This is a genomic window from Ureibacillus sp. FSL K6-3587, from assembly GCF_038593165.1.
Lineage (GTDB): Bacteria > Bacillota > Bacilli > Bacillales_A > Planococcaceae > Ureibacillus > Ureibacillus suwonensis.
Window position 1 is genome coordinate 826316 of the sequence record NZ_CP151969.1, and the last position, 16421, is coordinate 842736.

A 16421-nucleotide genomic window follows, 5' to 3' on the forward strand; every position below is an offset into this window, starting at 1 on the left:
TATCAAAAAAGATGGGGAGTGCCATAAAGTTGACACTTCCCCTTTTACATCTGCAACCGCGGTAAAGGTTCTATTAATATCGTATATCAGAGGAAAATTCACCTTATTTCCGCTTTAACTCATATTTTTTTAACTTCCGATAAAGAGTGGACCTGGCGATATTCATTTTTTTGGCGACGGCTGATAGATTCCATTCGGTTTCTTCTAAAAGTCGGATCAGCACTTTTTGCTCTTCCACTTCGATGAGTGATAGGTCCTTTTGTTGGTGGGTGAGGGTATGACTCATCCTGTTTTCCATTAAGTAGGCCGGTAAGTCTTCTAACTTAATAACGGGAGAATCGCTGAATATGACGGCATGCTCAAGTACGTTTTGCATTTCCCTTATGTTGCCTGGCCATTGGTTGTTTATGGCAAACTAAAAATGGCTCTTACATTCTTTTGGTGAAAAGTCGAGTTAATTGAGAATGAGAATCTAAAAAATTCTATTTGCACACTGATTTTCTCAATTACTCCCTCCCTATCACCAAGATTGCGTAAGAACCATTTTCTACTTGCCAAAAACACTCTTATTGTCCTTCTTTATGAAGCAATCAACTCACAAAAAAAGAGACGCTTTCGCATCTCTTTTATTGATTTACAAGTAATCGAATTTGGTTTTCTACTGTCGTGCATAATTGAGGACCAAATGGCGTTCTTATCACAAACCCTAATTTTTCGTGTTTTAAAAAGTCATGTAATAAAAACGCACCGACAGAAGCCAGTTCAACCTGTACGTCGACTCTTCGCTCCAACGTTTTTAAAAACTTCCCTACTTCTACTAGCAATTCCCTATCTATTACATCCATATAAATGCATACGTCAATATCGCTTCTTTCTGTCGTCACCGAAATACCCGTTGCGAGCTCAAATCCGACGCTTCCAGTCGGCCCCCATAGTAAGTTGAATTGTTCAAAATCCTCTTTTATTTTTTTCAAAGTAGGAAAATGTATTTTATTGGTATATCCTTCAATTCGATCCACTAAATCCACAGGCGTCATCACTTCTACAATATGGCTTTGATGAATAAACGTTCCGAAGCGCTGTTCCCTTGTACTGCCGCGCAAACCGATGGGAACCATATCGTTCATAATCGGCATTCTTCTGACTACCCCATAGTTTTTGGCTGCCGGTGCATCATACACCCAATCCGGAATCGGCGTTGTTTTTTCGAGATGATCAATGCTTTCCCATTTCACAATATCATGTACCTTCAATTCCATTGCGCCTCAATCATCTCTCTTACCTTAATCGAAGCCGCTCTGCCGACGCTTCTCGCAATTTCAGATGTTAACCGGCAAGATAAATCCCGGGCTTTGTGCTTTTGAATGTCGTAATATGCATCTATAATGGCATCCATTACCACCTTTTTGTCTTCCTCATTTGGATTTTTCGCATTAACGCCATCCAACAATTGATAAAGAGCTCCCAGTTGATTGAAGGACTGGATATCATAAGCCATCGCCGGAACTTCCTTCGCTGCTTCATCCAGTTCTTCGATGGAACGCATCGTGATGATTGCCGCCGACTTTTTCGACATCACATGGACGTTGACGCCATCATCATTTAAAGCGATTAATCGGTTCCCTTGCATGCCATGGGACAAGAACGCCCCGGAAATCGCATTTCCAACAATCGCCGTCACAATTGGATGCCCTGCAAGTCTCGCTGTTGCATAAGCATCGATTGCCGCGGAACAAGCCAAATAAAGGCCGAGCAATTCTTCATGATAACCAAAGGCTTGGCTTGGTACATCGACAATCGGAATAATTAGCCGTTTTTCGGCTGCATCGCAGTCCTCATCAATCGCCTGCTGCACATATTTTGCGATGGTCCATCCTTCCAATAAACCAACTTCCCCTTTCCGGGCACGGTAATAAATGCTTTCCGGATTTGGTACAACCGCAATGACGCGTGCTTTGATGCCATTTATCGCTGTATCTGCTACTAATACCGACGGAACTTCACTTATGGACGGCTTCCCATCCGTTAATAAGTCGAACCACTTTCTCCCTGTGCTTTGTACAACTTCTGTTGGAACCGGCAATTCTGTATTTTGCCTTTCAGTTCCTGCCGCTAACAATTCCCTTGCAACTTCTGGCAATATTCTTTCTTCCAATGTACAAGATTTATATAACGATAAATAATAATCAATTTGTTTTGTTCTATTTTTGAGTTCAATTTCTCCGTTCCAAACGCTCAAAATCGCTTCTTTAAAGTTCTGTACATCATCTTCCACCAAAATATCAATCAATCCAGCTTCTTTACGTGCTGCTCCACCAATCATTTTCCATATCAATGGGTTATTTTTGGAATCCAGTTCCCGAATGCCCGCTTCTTGCTGGATGACTTCCGGTCCGTTCATTCCCAATCGGCCTTCCCGCGTCATAATCAATGCACTGCATAGTCCCGCTGTTAACGACATGCCGCCAAACGATCCGATTTTTCCTGGAATGATGCCGACAACAGGCACATACTTGCGCAATTCCACGATGGCCGCACTGATTTCCGCAATGGAGAGCAAGCCGTAATTCGCTTCTTGCAAACGCACTCCACCTGTATCGTAAATGATAATAGGGTATATCCTATTGCCCTTCTTGCATTCTTTTAAGACTTTTTCCAATGTGCCTGCGAACTTGGCTCCCGACACTTCCCCAATTCCGCCGCCCTGGAATTTTCCTTCAATGGAGATCACGACGGCATCATTGCCATTCAGTTTTCCTTTTACAATAATCATGCCATCATCAAATTGAGGGACGATGTTTTGTTTTTCCAAATGCGGAGACCCAAACCGATCAAAAGGGCCTAAAATTTCATAAGCGCTTCCTTGGTCAAGCAGCTGGAATGCCCTTTCCCGCGCAAAACTTTCTACTAAACTATTCGTCATAACCTTTACCATTTCCACTCACCTCCACTGCTTGTGCCAAACGAAGGGAAACGATTCCCGGCGTTGCCCCGAAATCGTTAATCGTAATGCGGGCTGAAACATCATTTAGGCTGACAAAACGCTCGATGACTTTTTTCCACGTATCTTGGAAGCCCGTAATCCCCGTACGAATTTCAAATACTGCTTGATTATCATCAGTCGGTTCCACAAGCACTTCCAAATCACCTGATCCGACAACGCCAACATGGGCTCGATTTGTAATTTTCTTTGTTGCTGGAAACGAATATGTGAACTTCTCCACTCTACCTCTCCCCTTTTTTAGCTGGTTGTGACAACTGCCATTTGATGTGCATATTGCGTTTGACAAATTTTATAGATATAAATGGTGGCGGCCAGTAAATCAGCGCTCCCTCCTGGCGATAAATGCCGCTTCACAAATTGCTCATTCATGTCTTCCAGTTCTTCTAAATTCCCATTTTTCAGAACCTTCTTTGCGTACCGTTTGGCAAATGTTAATCCTTCCATGCCGCCGCGGTGCAATAGGCACGTATCATCTAAATTTGCCATGAGCGCCAGTAACGCGCGAAACTTTGCAATCTCATAATTATAACGTTGTACCGATGACTTGAATTCCGGCAAACTGTAATGGCGAATGTGGGGAAAACCCAATTGTGCCTCCGCCTTCGCACCCAAAACTCCATATTTTTGAATCACCTTCATGCCATTTGTCCGTTGAAAGGGAATAAAACGATCTTCGTAATGCGCAATTTCACCCGCAGTAAAACAAAGGGTCTCTTCATCGCACGCTCCAAAATGGATGGCTGCCGCGGCTGTTATTAATCCAAGGGACCAAATGGCTCCTTTATGGGTGTTGACGCCCTTTGTCACTTGAAACATCCTCATTTCTCCTTGCCGGCCAATCTCACCGATTCTTTCCCGCAAATATTGAGAAGGCTTTTCACCATACGACTCAAAAGCCATTTGATAAAAGGTTTCTCGTAAACTTTGCGCTGATTCAATCATCAGTTGATACGTCAAATCATCATGTGAACCTTGGTCATTTCGGTCCACAAGCCCGGGTTTAGGAGTTAGCGAGACTTCCTCAATGAGTGAGGCTACTGCCAATTCAGCTAATGTGGATGATAATTGGTATACGTCAATCACTTGTCTCCCCCTCTCCTTACCAACTGCGGAATCTAGCTGGTGGGTTGTACAATCCTCCTGACCATTGCACGAGTTCATCAATGTTTTTGGCGGCAAGCAATGAACGTTTGGCATCAGAACGGCGGATTCCTAAGTCTTCAGGCATTGCAATCAGCCCTTTCTCTCGCAACTTTTTAGTTGATTTCGGATTATGTTCCATGCCAATCGGTGTTACCCCTGCAATCGCCGCAATCATTTCTCGTCTTTCAGCCATACTATCTGATTTGTAAAGGTAAGCAATTCCTTCCTCCGTCACAATATGTGTCACGTCTTCTCCATAAATCATCACTGGCGCCACTCGTAGCTTTGCCTGATCTTTCACATGAATGGCATCAAGGGATTCAACAAAGACCGGCTTGTTTGCTTCTTGGAATGTTTCAGCCACTTGCACGACTAACTTTTTGCCTCTTGCCAGCGGATCATTAGAAGTTTTGAGATTATACCAAGCATTTGTTGCGTGTCTTCGTCCACCAGGGTTATGCCCCATATTCGGTGCTCCCCCATAGCCGGCAACCCGCCCTCTTGTGACAGTGGAGGAATTTCCTAATGCATCCATTTGTAATGTGGAGCCAATAAATAAATCCACTGCATATTGGCCAGCTAGTTGGGCTAAAGTTCGGTTTGAGCGAAGACTGCCATCTTTTCCTGTGAAGAAAATATCTCTTCTTGCTTCCACATACTTTTCCATCCCCAACTCGCCGCCGAAACAATAGACGCTCTCGACCCATCCGGACTCAATCGCCGGAATCAGTGTCGGATGAGGATTCAAAACCCAGTTTGTACAGATTTTTCCTTTTAACCCTAATGATTCACCGTACGTTGGCAACAGCAATTCCACAGCGGCCGTATTAAAACCGATGCCATGGTTTAACGATTTAACCCCATGCTTTTCGTAAATGCCGCGAATAATCATCATTGCTTGTAAAATTTGAATATCTGTAATGTGTCTTGGATCTCTCGTAAATAACGGTTCCAGCTCATATGGCTCATCTGCCACAACCACAAAATCCACCCATGAACTTGGAATATCAACACGAGGCAACTCATCGACAATTTCGTTTACTTGCACAATGACAATGCCGTCTCGGAACGCAGTAGCCTCTACCAATGTCGGCGTTTCTTCTGTATTTGGGCCGGTATAAAGATTTCCGTATGGATCCGCCTTATCTGCCGCAACGAGGGCCACTTGCGGAATTAAGTCTACAAACAATCGCCCATACAGCTCGATATACGTATGCAAGTCGCCTAATTCTATTTTTCCGTCTTCTATCATTTGAGCGATTCGGAGACTTTGTGGACCCGCATAAGAAAAATCTATTTTTCTGGCAATTCCATATTCAAATATATCTAAATGTTCCGGTCTTGAAATGCTTGAAATAATCATGTGCAAATCGTGAACTTTTTTCGGATCCACTTGCACTAAAGATTTAGATAAAAACGAAGCTTGCTTTTGGTTATTCCCTTCCAGTACCACCCGATCGCCAGGTTTGATTAAGCGCTCCAATACTTCTACTATGCGCTCGGTCGGAATAATCACTCCGTCAACAAGACCTTGGACACTTTCGATTGTTTTCTTTTTCGCTTCGACTCTTGTAGTCCAAGATTTCCTTTCCATTTCCACACTTGAAATCACCATTCTGAACACCCCTTTATTGATTTGACATGACATATAAACAATCATCTATTCCATTCATTGAGACAGACAGCGTTTGAACAAGAGGAAATGCTTGTTGGGCCAACTTCGATAAAACATTCCCTGGCGGCATTTCGATCAAACATTTTGCTCCCATCTCATATAGCAAGTTGACGGCATCATGCCATCGAACCGGATAACAAATACTATTTGCCAAATCTTCTTTTACCGCATCAGCCGTCGTTAATAATCTTGAATTGATGTTGCTTGAAATCGGAATTTTCGGATTTTTCAAGTCGCAATGATCCAATTCCTTCATCAGTTCTTCACTGACCTGTTGAAATAGCGGACAGTGGGAAGGCGTCGATACATTTAACAGATGGGCTGACGCAGCGCCATTGGCTTTAACATATTCAATGACTTTTTCTAAACCCTTGATGGAACCGGACAAGGTTATTTGAGTGGGCGCATTTCGGTTAGAGACATATACCGGCTCTTTTTCATCGAATAATCCGTTAACGATGTCGGATAGTTTAAATTCATCTAATCCTAATACGACAGCCATTCCGTATCCGGAATCATAGGCTTTTTCCATGAGTTCCCCCCGCTTCGTTACCAACTTTAATGCCGTTTCAAATGAAATAACGCCGGAAGCTACAGCAGCTCCAAATGCGCCAACGGAATGGCCTGCAACAAAATGGGGGATTAGCCCATTTTTTTCAAACACTTTCAATGCACTGACAGAAGCGATTAATAAACATTGTTGTACCGCCTTGGTCGATGAGAGAGCTTCTTTCGTATGCAATGAGTCAATGGAAATATTTAATATTTCTTCACTTTCTTCCAAGATTTCTTTTACTGCCGGATCATCAGGCAAATCATAGAGCATTCCTTCGTATTGAGAACCTTGCCCGGGAAAGAGAAAAGCACTTTTCAATATAAGCCTCCTCTCTAGAATAAAATTTTGCTGACATTGGTAATAACATCTTCCGTATGTTTGCGAAGCAGTGAAATAAATTCTTCTACTCTATTTTCTTTTAAAAACTCATACATTTTTCGATGCTCTGTTTTCGAGTTTTCTACCGCTTCCGTTAATGAAAAGTGAATGCTTTGAATTCGAATAAGAGGAAGGCTGATTTTACTATACACTTCTTCTAATACGGAACTTTCGCTAAATTTGATGAGCGTATAGTGATATGCGTAGTTAAGATATACGTATTGCAGTCGGTTGCAACAGTCATCCATTTCATCCAAAATAAGCTTCAATTCTTTTAATAAATCTTGTTTTTTATGTGGATCTCGAATTTTTTTCGCTGATAATAGCTCGATATTATTTCGAATATCTAATAAATCTTGAATTTCGGATAGTGTATAACCTTTGACAAAAGCACCTTTTCTTGGAATTCTTTCTATTAATCCTTCGGTTGTGAGCAAATAAATCGCTTCTCTGACTGGAGAGCGGCTGATGTTGAACAATTCGGCATAAGTGCTTTCAACAATTTTATCCCCCGGTTTTAATTCCCCTTTTAATATTTGCTCGATGATTTTTTCTGCAACCATTCTTGATAAAGCGTTATCTGATGGATAATTAATAAAAAATTCCATGTTCATCACTTCTCTATCCTATATTCTGTATTTTTTAAATATACAGTCGACTGTGTACATAAATCATAATACAGGAAATGCACATTTTCAATCGAAAATTCATTTTTTTTCTGTTTAGTTCAAATTTATTATTGATTTATTTCTTTTCATGAAATATGATACTTACAAATATACAGTCGACTGAATATTCTATTAATTCACGAAAAGGGGTGTTAAATGTTGGTTATTTATGGTGTTGCCATTTTGGCTGGGTGTTTTTTGGTTGGTTCAATTGTCGGTGAATTCATTGGGGCATTAATGGGAGTCGATTCAAATGTTGGTGGCGTAGGAATTGCCATGCTGCTTTTGATCATTATTGTCGATAAGTTGATCAAAACTGGGAAAATTTCTAAACCTTCATTAGAAGGCTTAAGTTTTTGGAATCAAATGTATATTCCGGTTGTCATTGCGATGGCAGCCAGTCAAAACGTATTGGGCGCTTTAACAGGCGGTCCATTAGCCATTATTGCGGGGATCGGCGTTGTTATAATTAGTTGGGCATGCGTTCCCCTACTAAGCGGAAAAAAACGTTCTGAATCTACTTTTCATGAAGCCATCGTGAGGGGGGAAACGGATGCTTGATTTAATCAAAAATGTATTTGTAAACAATGGATTGATTACCGCATTTGTTGTTGTCGGGTTAACGATGTGGTTTGCTTATTTCATATCCGATAAATTGACAAAAGGCAGGATTCATGGCTCTGCTATTGCCATTGTGATTGGTTTGGTATTGGCCTACTTTGGTGGGGTAGCCACCGGCGGCTCGAAAGGAATTGCAGATGTAAGCGTTTTAGCAGGAATGGGCTTTTTAGGAGGAAGTATGTTAAGAGATTTCGCCATTGTTGCTACTTCGTTTGGTGCAAACTTTGATGAAATTAAAAAAGCCGGTTTTAGGGGCGTCATCTCCCTGTTTATCGGCGTCGTGTTGTCCTTTATTGTAGGGGTGATCTTTGCATTTGTGTTCGGCTACCGGGATGCGGTGAGCATTACAACCATCGGCGCCGGAACCGTTACGTATATTGTGGGTCCGGTGACAGGCGCCGCATTAAATGCCGGTTCAGAAGTGATTGCCATCAGTATTGCAGCAGGCTTAGTAAAATCCGTATTAGTGATGATTGGCACTCCATTTGTCGCCAGATTCATCGGTTTAAATAATCCAACGTCTGCCATGGTTTATGGCGGATTAATGGGGACAACTTCCGGCGTAACGGGCGGTTTGGCAGCAACCGATCCTAAGTTGGTTCCTTATGGCGCTGTTACAGCCACATTCTATACGGGTTTAGGCTGTCTATTGTGTCCTACTCTCCTATTCTTAATTACAGATACTTTCTTGTAATCGATTGGAAACCATAGCACCTCTTCTGTAATGCATCACTCTTACAGAGAGGTGCCAATCAATGGATATTCGTTGTTTGAATTCGGGTTTATCGCTTTTGAAAACAGAAAAGAGCCACTAAATATAATTTTCTCAATTTTGGAATGTACCTGTTCGAATGCCGCTGGTGTTGGAAAAGGTGCATTCTTTTTGACGTCCCAAAAACAGAAATCAAACAATACACTAAACTTACTATAAACTCCCGAGTCGCTCAATAAACATACGATGACTTCCCACCATATTCTCCGGCAGACGGTCCCTATGGAAAAAACGGACTTCGAGGGTTTCAGCGTGCTGAAATTGAAGGGTTCCTCCGAATTCCTCGGTGTAAAACACGGCGGTTACACTGTAAAATTCATCTCCGTTTGGGGCTTTTGTGTAAAATTCTTTTCCTGAAAAGACGTGCAGGAGTTGCAAATTTCGGATCTCGAGGCCAATTTCTTCCCGCACTTCCCGCTCAGCCACTTCTTCAAAGCTTTCCCCAAGCTCCATCAGTCCTCCTGGCAGCCCCCATCTTCCTTCAGGGCGTTTTTGCAAAAGCACTTCTCCCTTGCCATTGCCGATGATTACCACTGAACCCGGCAAAATCAATGGTTTTGTCCCTACATATTGTCTCAAAAACTTATAATACTCCATGGCTGAATCTCCTTGTTGCCTTATAGTAAACCGGCACATTATCTACCTCATATTTTGACCCTTTTTCTTCTTCCTGATGGCTGAAATCTATTTTTCTTGCCCTGCGGCTTCCTCCGCTTCCACTGCCTTTTCCCCTCTTAATCCCAAAACAATTAATAGGATACCCAGGATTAATTGAAGAACGCCCAATATATACGGCACCAAGTTTCTCGTCCAATATACATTATAGAAAAAATTCTCAATCGTATATCCTGCTGAATGAATGGTGATGGCCGCATGGACAAGCCCAAACAATATCGATCCCGACAAAATGAAAATCGCTCCAAGAAGTATTTTCAATAATTGCAAATCATTCACCTACTTATATTAAGAGAAATCTATCTTCTCAAATATACAGCAGGTTTGATAAATTTTCCATCCTCTTTTCTATCTACAAAGCCATTGTAAAATTCTTTTTTCTTTTTACTTCCAAGGAACTATTCCATTAACCGCCAACTTTTTATACCAAACTGTGATCCATCATATTTTTTCACAAAAAAGTCCCCCTTCCATCAACGGAAGAGGGCTTTTTCTTTCCCTCAAAGTTCCTGCAATTTCTTTTTATTCTTGTTGATTTTCATCATCGGAATGGATAAAAGCACCGCCACAAACAAATTGAAGAAGGCAACCACTCCATGCATAACCCCTGTGTCCGATTGCCCCAACAACGTGAAATTCGTCCCTGCACCGGCAATGTTGGCCAAAAAAAGAACAAGAAACGTATTTAAGATGCGATTAAGATAGGTTATTTTGGAGCTTGCATCCGTATACAGTTCAAACGTTCCTTCACTTGCCGGCTTTTTCACATAGATCCAGCCAAAGAATTCATGCACAATCGTCGCGCCGCTGTCCTGAAGGAACTCAAAATATTCCGCTTTCTCTTTCTTCGATAAGTTCCCCAAAAACTCATTACGGTAAATAAATGTGCCAGGCTCGCCCTTTGTAAATACAAAACGTCCGGTTGTAAATTTCTCAAGGTGCCATCCTTCTTTTGCCATTTCATTGATCCATTTTTCTTCTTTTTCATAGTCCAGAAAAAAACGATATTTCACCTTTCTCATTCCGATTGCCCTCCTTTGGTTATGAATAATCCGTTATGATACAGCTCCGCCAGCCGCCGGATTTCCGCTTCCACTACTTGCTTTCCTTCTTCCGTAATGACGTACTCCTTTTTCCGTCCTTCCTCTTCCAATGGCTGGATCCATTTCCGTTTCACAAGGGATTTGATGGCTCCATAGACGGTGCCCGGTCCAAGTTCCACCCTTCCTTTGCTCAGTTCGGAAACATATTGCATGATTCCGTATCCATGCCGTGGTTCATAAAGGGCCAAAAGTATATAATAGACTCCTTCTGTCAGAGGCGTTTTTTCATCCATTTTCGCACCACCTATCGTCATCCGATATATCGTCTGTTGATATAAATATATCAGGTGCCGATATATTTTTCAATCACTTTTTTCCTCCAAACAAAAAACCCTTTAACCTGCTTTGGCAAACGGTTGAATGCCTGATTATTGAAGCCAATAAAAAAACCACTTTTGCACTTCTGTCACCTCATATTGGAAAGCCTCCCCTTAACGAAAGCCCATCTAAAAGGTTTCAAAGTGAAAGTGGTTATAAATACTTTTCTTAGAAATTGGATTACTAATACAAAATGCCTATCTGACAAAAACGGATTGAACCGTGCTCTCAAAATCTTTCTTTTCCATCCATCTTAAAAATTCCTTCGCCAATGTCGGATCAAATTGGGTTCCGGTATTTCTTTCGATTTCTTCGTATGCTTCCTTCCATGTGAACGGTTTACGGTATGGCCTTAATCCGGTCATGGCTTCAAATGTATCCGCCAAGCCCAATAACCGGGAAAGAAAAGGAATTTCTTCCTTTGCCAAACCATACGGATACCCCTTTCCATCCCAACGTTCATGATGGAATAAGGCCAGTTGGGATATCTCATCGGATAATCCATTATTCTCCAAAATCTCAAATCCATACAAAGGATGTTTTTTGATCTGTTCATATTCTTCATCTGTCAATTTTCCATTTTTATTTAAAATATCACCATCGATTTTTATTTTGCCGATATCATGCAGCAAAGCGCCAACTTCCAACTTTTTTCTCTCATTTTTTGACAAACCCAGTTCCTTTGCAAAAAACACTGCGATTTTTGTCACTCTATTCGAATGATGAAATGTCAGCGGATCCTTTTCGCCCAGTTCTCTCATCAATTTGCAAAACACACAATATAGTTCCTGTTTCATAAAGTTCGCCTCTAAAATTTTAATCATGAACAACATTAATAAATGGGGTTTGCATAGTCAACTTTATTGTTTTGAAAAAAACCGATGATTTTCCAATATTGAACCTTTTGTGTCAGACTGGTTGTTTATAAAAACCCGGCCACCGAACTTTGACATGCCCATCGGATATTATGACAATGCTATTCTGATATGGGTCAAATGATGTTCCTCATGCCAATATAATTTCGCAAATTCAGCTCCCACGGCCGTTTTTCCGTTGATTGGATGGTTATAAGTACGGTTGATTTGTTCCTCCGTCAGGCTTTTTCCCAATGAAACAATCCGCTCATTCAATCCTTCGATGATTTTTATGGAACTTTCCACCGAAAGATCCGTATCCGGCAAGACTGCCCAAATATTTTCATCGAATACCGCCACATCGGGATTGTCATCCGTCAGTGCCAGCTTCAAACGTATGTACATGTGCACTTGGGCATCCGCAATATGGTGGACTAGCTGGCGGACAGTCCAAGAACCTTCGCGATACGTTTTATTCAATTCTTCCTCATTCAATACGCCCACCGTTTCTCTCAAGCGAATCGGAAATGTTTCAATGTCCTTTAACCATTTCTGTACCTGTTCCAGAGTCACTTTTTCAGGAACTTTCAATTCCCCAATCGGGTATCGTACATCCACCATATCATCCACTCCCTATTTATGATTGTGTCTGACTCCCTGCCGCTTATATTTTTTTGTATTCAGGATGCCCATGTTGCTTGCATCCAAACAAATAGCACCCGCCGGTAAAATAAGCGGCAAACAGGAATTTCGGAATATACCCCGAAACCAACTTCTCTTTCAATTGTCCATAATAATCGATTTCTTCCCTGCAGGTTTCTATCAACTCTTTCCGATCATTCTCCGTCCAGTATTCATCCGTTTCCTCTTGCAACACTTCTTCTATTCTTTTGTTTGTTGTTGCAATTGCCTCTTTGATCACTTCATCCAGCCGGGATAAACGGTTCATCTTATACAAAGCATAAGCGAATCTGCTGATCCAATAAGGACTGCTCAAGCTATCATTGCATCCTTTTTCAAACCAATAAATCGCTCCATTGTAATTATTTATCTCAATATATAAATCGGCAATTTCAATTTCTCCTATAGAACTCTCCGATTTTTTGTTCCGGAAAAAACAATCCAATGCTTCTTTTGCATCTTGGAATTTTCCCAAATCGATCAAACATTTTATATAGCAATACATTGAAAGGTCGGCATCTTCTTCTGAAATATCCGGATCTTCCGATGACTGCAAATAATATTTCGCAGCAGGTTCCATTTCACCCAGTTGATAATAAACCGCCGCCAAATTGATTCGCGCTTCACTGGAAGGTTGAATCGATATGGACTTCTCCAATGCCTCTTTTGCTTCTTTCCAATTTTCCCGTTTAATATGGATTTCCCCCAAAATGTTATAAGGGAAACGAGACGCGGGATTCAATGCAACCGCTTCTTGAATCAGTTCAAAGGCTTGATCAACGTCCTCTTCTTCATAAAGATACATCCATGCAAGATTATTCAATGCTTGCACATCTCTATATTGATTTAATGCCTCATGGAACAGGTCCATCGCTTTCCCGTATGCATTTCGTTCATAATATTCAATCGCTTTTTGATTCAGATTCATTAAGTACCCCCAAATATCCCCTCTCTATTCTCCTTATAAAATATAAGAAAGGGTTACGTTGTACAATATGCGTAACCCTTTCTCAACTTACATTATTTTACTTCTGCTTCTTCAAATAACATTGTACCTTTTTCTTTGTAATGTTGATGGAAGGAGAAGGCTTTTTCTAAGATATGAGGTGTTTGACCACCCACTTTTTCTTTCGCTTCTTCAAAGTACGCACGTAATTGAGGTCTGTATGATGGATGAGCAATTTCAATGATTTTTTCTGCTCTCTTCACTGGAGGAAGTCCACGAAGATCTGCATAACCTTGTTCAGTGATGATTACGTCCACATCATGTTCCGTATGGTCAACATGAGAAACGAATGGAACAATTGCCGAAATTGCTCCGCCTTTTGCTAAAGAAGGCGTTACGAAAATAGTAATTCTTGCATTACGCGCAAAGTCTCCAGAACCGCCGATACCGTTCATAATATGTGTACCGCTCACATGAGTAGAGTTTACGTTACCATAAATGTCCACTTCCAAAGCAGTGTTGAATGAGATAACACCTAATCGACGGATTACTTCTGGATTGTTCGAAATTTCTTGTGGTCTGAACATAATTTTACCTTTATATTTTTCTAAGTCTTCTGCTAAGGAATCAACACGTTTTTTAGATAATGAGAACGCAGTACCTGAAGCGAATTTCACGATACCTGCATCGATTAAGTCGAAGATACCATCTTGCAATACTTCAGAGTGCACAACTACATCTCTAAATTGTGCGTCTTTCATATTTTTAAGAACTGCGTTAGCTACAGAACCTACACCTGATTGTAGTGGAGCTAATGAAATTGGCAATCTTCCTTCTTCCACTTCTTTATTTAAGAAGTCAATCAAGTGGTCTGCAATTGCTTGTGTTTCTTCATTTGGTTCGAATAGAGGCGAAGGAATGTCCGGCTCTTCAGAAATAATAACGCCTCTTACTTTTTCTGGATTTACGCGAATTCCAATTTCGCCGATTCTGTCGGAAGCATTGTAAAGTGGAATGTCTTTACGTTCACCTTGTTCCTTTTGGATAAAAATGTCATGTAAACCTTCATACGCTCTAGGAGCAGAAATGTTAACTTCAATGATAACGTTTTCAGCTTTTTCGACAAAAATCGGAGAGTTACCTACAGAACCTGTCGGAATGATAAGTCCATCCTCTGTGATTGCTGCCGCTTCAATAATCGCGTAATCGATTTTTCCTAAAGTGCCTTTGCGCACTTCTTCCGCTGTATGAGATAAATGTTGGTCGATATAATACATTTCGCCGGAATTGATTTTCTTACGCATTACAGGGTTTGCCTGATATGGAACGCGCAAGTTTACGATATCCGCTTCCGCCATTGCCTGGTCAGCAGCTGGACCCAAAGACGCGCCTGTATACACATTCACTTTGAATTTTTCTGTTTTACCGCGCTCTGAAAGTGCTTTTGGGAACACTTTTGGCTCACCAAAAAGAGTGAATCCGCTCATACCAAGGTTCATGCCATCTTTGATCCAAGACGCCGCTTCCTCGGCAGAAACGATTTTGTCTAAAAATGCTTTGTTTCTAATAAATTGGCTTAAGTCTTTTTCCATCAACTAGTCACCTCGTATATATAGTAATTTTAAGAATTCACTTTACCATTTACGAACATAAAATACACAAAATTTTCCATTTCAAATTTTTGAACATTTTATGAACAAGCCCTTTAATTTCAATTGTAAAGATGTATTATACGTTCGTCTAATAAAAGATTTTTATGAATATAATAGAAAAAAACTATCGTTATACAGAAATAACTAATTTTTATAGTTTAACCATATTGAAAAATTTTATGAAATTGCATATAATACTCTATGAACGGGGCATTAGCACAGTTGGGAGTGCGCTACGCTGGCAGTGTAGAGGTCACCGGTTCGAGCCCGGTATGCTCCATAAAAAAGAACCGCAAAATCGATTGCGGTTCTTTTTATTTTGCACAGTATAATATTTTTCTACAAAATCTATTATTTATTCTGTAATAAACGCAATTTTTCGTTCAACTTGCGGTACACCACTTGCAAATCCCTTTCCGTGCTCGCTTCCACCGCTTCATCCAATACAAACCACTTCACATCGCTGTTTTCATCCGGCTTGATGTGCAATGTTTCCAGTTCATCGGCTTCCAATAAATAAGTGGCATTCAAATGCACATGCGTTGCCACATGTTTTCCCCGTTTTTCATGGGCTGCGACGCCTAAAATTTCTATTGAGAATATGTCATTCAATACGGGGTTCACCTGCTTCAGTCCCGTTTCTTCCTTCGCTTCTCTGATGGCCACTCTCAATAAGTCGGCATCTCCGTCCGCATGCCCCCCAACCCAAGACCATGATTGATAAATGTTGTGATAGATCATCAACACTTTAGTACGGTCTCTGTTCACGATCCATGCAGAAGCGGTAAAATGGGCGAATTCATTCTCCCTCGTCAGTAAATTATCAAACGTATCCATATAGCGGAGAATGAGTTCTTTGTCCTTCTCTTCCTGTGCGTTATAGGGAATGTAGTTTTCGATTTGTTGGCGTAAATCCATGTTGATTGCTCCTCTAGTATATTCTTTATTTTATCATGCAGAAAAAGTACAAATATTCCTTTGAACTATCAATAACGTTTCGACAGTACAACGAAAGATGAAAAAACCGTTATCATGATCAACGTCGCCAATACGCACACAGTCTGATAACCGTTTAAAAGGAGTGCATTAAATTCAAACAGCAGCATCAATACTAATATATATCCCATAATAAAAAAATAACTTACAAACATTCCTTTTTCCCGAATCCGTTTGGAACGTTCATCATTGGCCTTGAATTGGGGATATAAATAGGCGTTGCAAAGTGTGACGATACTGAGCCCAAACAACATAATTTCATGCCCGGCTGGAAACTTGCCAAACGTAAGCGAAACTATGCTTATCAAAACACTGGATAAAAGAAGCAGAAATCCAACAATCCAAAATACAATTTGGCTTGTTTTATCCCCCTTCATAT

The 16421-nt window shown here is 40.9% G+C and carries 20 protein-coding genes and 1 tRNA gene; 3 read left to right on the forward strand and 18 right to left on the reverse strand.

Going from position 1 to position 16421, the window contains the following annotated elements:
* Positions 1–103: 103 nt before the first annotated feature.
* The 8 genes from NSS77_RS04020 to NSS77_RS04055 all read right to left on the reverse strand — a co-directional run bounded on the left by NSS77_RS04020 (position 104) and on the right by NSS77_RS04055 (position 7364).
* Positions 104–376, reverse strand: a complete 273-nt coding sequence (locus tag NSS77_RS04020; protein ID WP_342470507.1) for a helix-turn-helix domain-containing protein — start codon at positions 374–376, stop codon at positions 104–106.
* A 250-nt stretch (positions 377–626) separates the two neighbouring features.
* Positions 627–1253, reverse strand: coding sequence for a malonate decarboxylase holo-ACP synthase (locus tag NSS77_RS04025; RefSeq protein ID WP_342470508.1), 627 nt, complete (start codon positions 1251–1253; stop codon positions 627–629).
* Positions 1250–2935, reverse strand: a complete 1686-nt coding sequence (gene mdcD / locus NSS77_RS04030) for a biotin-independent malonate decarboxylase subunit beta (protein ID WP_342470509.1) — start codon at positions 2933–2935, stop codon at positions 1250–1252. The genes NSS77_RS04025 and mdcD overlap by 4 nt, the downstream gene beginning before the upstream one ends.
* Positions 2913–3224: a malonate decarboxylase subunit delta gene (locus NSS77_RS04035; protein ID WP_016838819.1), complete on the reverse strand. Its 312-nt coding sequence runs from the start codon at positions 3222–3224 to the stop codon at positions 2913–2915. The genes mdcD and NSS77_RS04035 overlap by 23 nt, the downstream gene beginning before the upstream one ends.
* Positions 3225–3241: 17 nt before the next feature.
* Positions 3242–4087, reverse strand: a complete 846-nt coding sequence (locus NSS77_RS04040; protein WP_342470510.1) for a triphosphoribosyl-dephospho-CoA synthase — start codon at positions 4085–4087, stop codon at positions 3242–3244.
* A gap of 16 nt (positions 4088–4103) precedes the next feature.
* Positions 4104–5762 (reverse strand): malonate decarboxylase subunit alpha, encoded by a 1659-nt coding sequence (gene mdcA / locus NSS77_RS04045; RefSeq protein WP_342470511.1) that lies wholly within the window; start codon positions 5760–5762, stop codon positions 4104–4106.
* A 13-nt stretch (positions 5763–5775) separates the two neighbouring features.
* The gene (mdcH, locus tag NSS77_RS04050; RefSeq protein ID WP_342470512.1) at positions 5776–6696 is read right to left on the reverse strand and encodes a malonate decarboxylase subunit epsilon; all 921 of its coding nucleotides are present in this window, start codon (positions 6694–6696) and stop codon (positions 5776–5778) included.
* Positions 6697–6710: 14 nt separating this feature from the next.
* The gene (locus tag NSS77_RS04055) at positions 6711–7364 is read right to left on the reverse strand and encodes a GntR family transcriptional regulator (protein ID WP_096550207.1); all 654 of its coding nucleotides are present in this window, start codon (positions 7362–7364) and stop codon (positions 6711–6713) included.
* 219 nt (positions 7365–7583) lie between these two features.
* Here NSS77_RS04055 and madL point away from each other — a divergent pair, with 219 nt between their 5' ends.
* Positions 7584–7985, forward strand: coding sequence for a malonate transporter subunit MadL (gene madL / locus NSS77_RS04060; RefSeq protein ID WP_342471188.1), 402 nt, complete (start codon positions 7584–7586; stop codon positions 7983–7985).
* Positions 7978–8739: a malonate transporter subunit MadM gene (gene madM, locus NSS77_RS04065; protein WP_342470513.1), complete on the forward strand. Its 762-nt coding sequence runs from the start codon at positions 7978–7980 to the stop codon at positions 8737–8739. The genes madL and madM overlap by 8 nt, the downstream gene beginning before the upstream one ends.
* Positions 8740–8970: 231 nt before the next feature.
* Here the strand turns inward: madM and NSS77_RS04070 are convergent, their stop codons facing one another.
* The 8 genes from NSS77_RS04070 to NSS77_RS04105 all read right to left on the reverse strand — a co-directional run bounded on the left by NSS77_RS04070 (position 8971) and on the right by NSS77_RS04105 (position 14986).
* Positions 8971–9414 carry an NUDIX domain-containing protein gene (locus NSS77_RS04070; RefSeq protein WP_342470514.1) on the reverse strand — a complete coding sequence of 148 codons (444 nt, stop codon included), beginning with the start codon at positions 9412–9414 and terminating at the stop codon, positions 8971–8973.
* 87 nt (positions 9415–9501) lie between these two features.
* A complete protein-coding gene (locus NSS77_RS04075) occupies positions 9502–9762 on the reverse strand; it encodes a hypothetical protein (protein ID WP_342470515.1) in 261 nt (86 codons plus the stop codon).
* Positions 9763–9992: 230 nt separating this feature from the next.
* Positions 9993–10514, reverse strand: coding sequence for a DUF2812 domain-containing protein (locus NSS77_RS04080; protein WP_342470516.1), 522 nt, complete (start codon positions 10512–10514; stop codon positions 9993–9995).
* The gene (locus NSS77_RS04085; protein WP_342470517.1) at positions 10511–10828 is read right to left on the reverse strand and encodes a PadR family transcriptional regulator; all 318 of its coding nucleotides are present in this window, start codon (positions 10826–10828) and stop codon (positions 10511–10513) included. Before NSS77_RS04085 ends, NSS77_RS04080 begins: the two co-directional genes overlap by 4 nt.
* Positions 10829–11110: 282 nt before the next feature.
* Positions 11111–11710: an HD-GYP domain-containing protein gene (locus NSS77_RS04090; protein WP_342470518.1), complete on the reverse strand. Its 600-nt coding sequence runs from the start codon at positions 11708–11710 to the stop codon at positions 11111–11113.
* 168 nt (positions 11711–11878) lie between these two features.
* The gene (locus NSS77_RS04095; protein ID WP_342471189.1) at positions 11879–12385 is read right to left on the reverse strand and encodes a YfiT family bacillithiol transferase; all 507 of its coding nucleotides are present in this window, start codon (positions 12383–12385) and stop codon (positions 11879–11881) included.
* A gap of 46 nt (positions 12386–12431) precedes the next feature.
* Positions 12432–13376, reverse strand: a complete 945-nt coding sequence (locus NSS77_RS04100) for a tetratricopeptide repeat protein (protein WP_342470519.1) — start codon at positions 13374–13376, stop codon at positions 12432–12434.
* Positions 13377–13468: 92 nt separating this feature from the next.
* Complete coding sequence (locus NSS77_RS04105; protein ID WP_342470520.1) at positions 13469–14986, reverse strand: succinate CoA transferase; 1518 nt, start codon at positions 14984–14986, stop codon at positions 13469–13471.
* A gap of 267 nt (positions 14987–15253) precedes the next feature.
* On the opposite strand from NSS77_RS04105, the gene NSS77_RS04110 reads away from it, so the two are divergent.
* A tRNA-Ala gene (locus NSS77_RS04110) sits at positions 15254–15326 on the forward strand.
* Between the two features lie 71 nt (positions 15327–15397).
* On the opposite strand, the gene NSS77_RS04115 is transcribed toward NSS77_RS04110, so the two are convergent.
* Entirely contained in the window at positions 15398–15964 is a 567-nt protein-coding gene (locus NSS77_RS04115) for an NUDIX hydrolase (protein ID WP_342470521.1), read from the reverse strand.
* A gap of 68 nt (positions 15965–16032) precedes the next feature.
* Positions 16033–16419 (reverse strand): hypothetical protein, encoded by a 387-nt coding sequence (locus NSS77_RS04120; RefSeq protein ID WP_342470522.1) that lies wholly within the window; start codon positions 16417–16419, stop codon positions 16033–16035.
* Between the last annotated feature and the right edge of the window lie 2 nt (positions 16420–16421).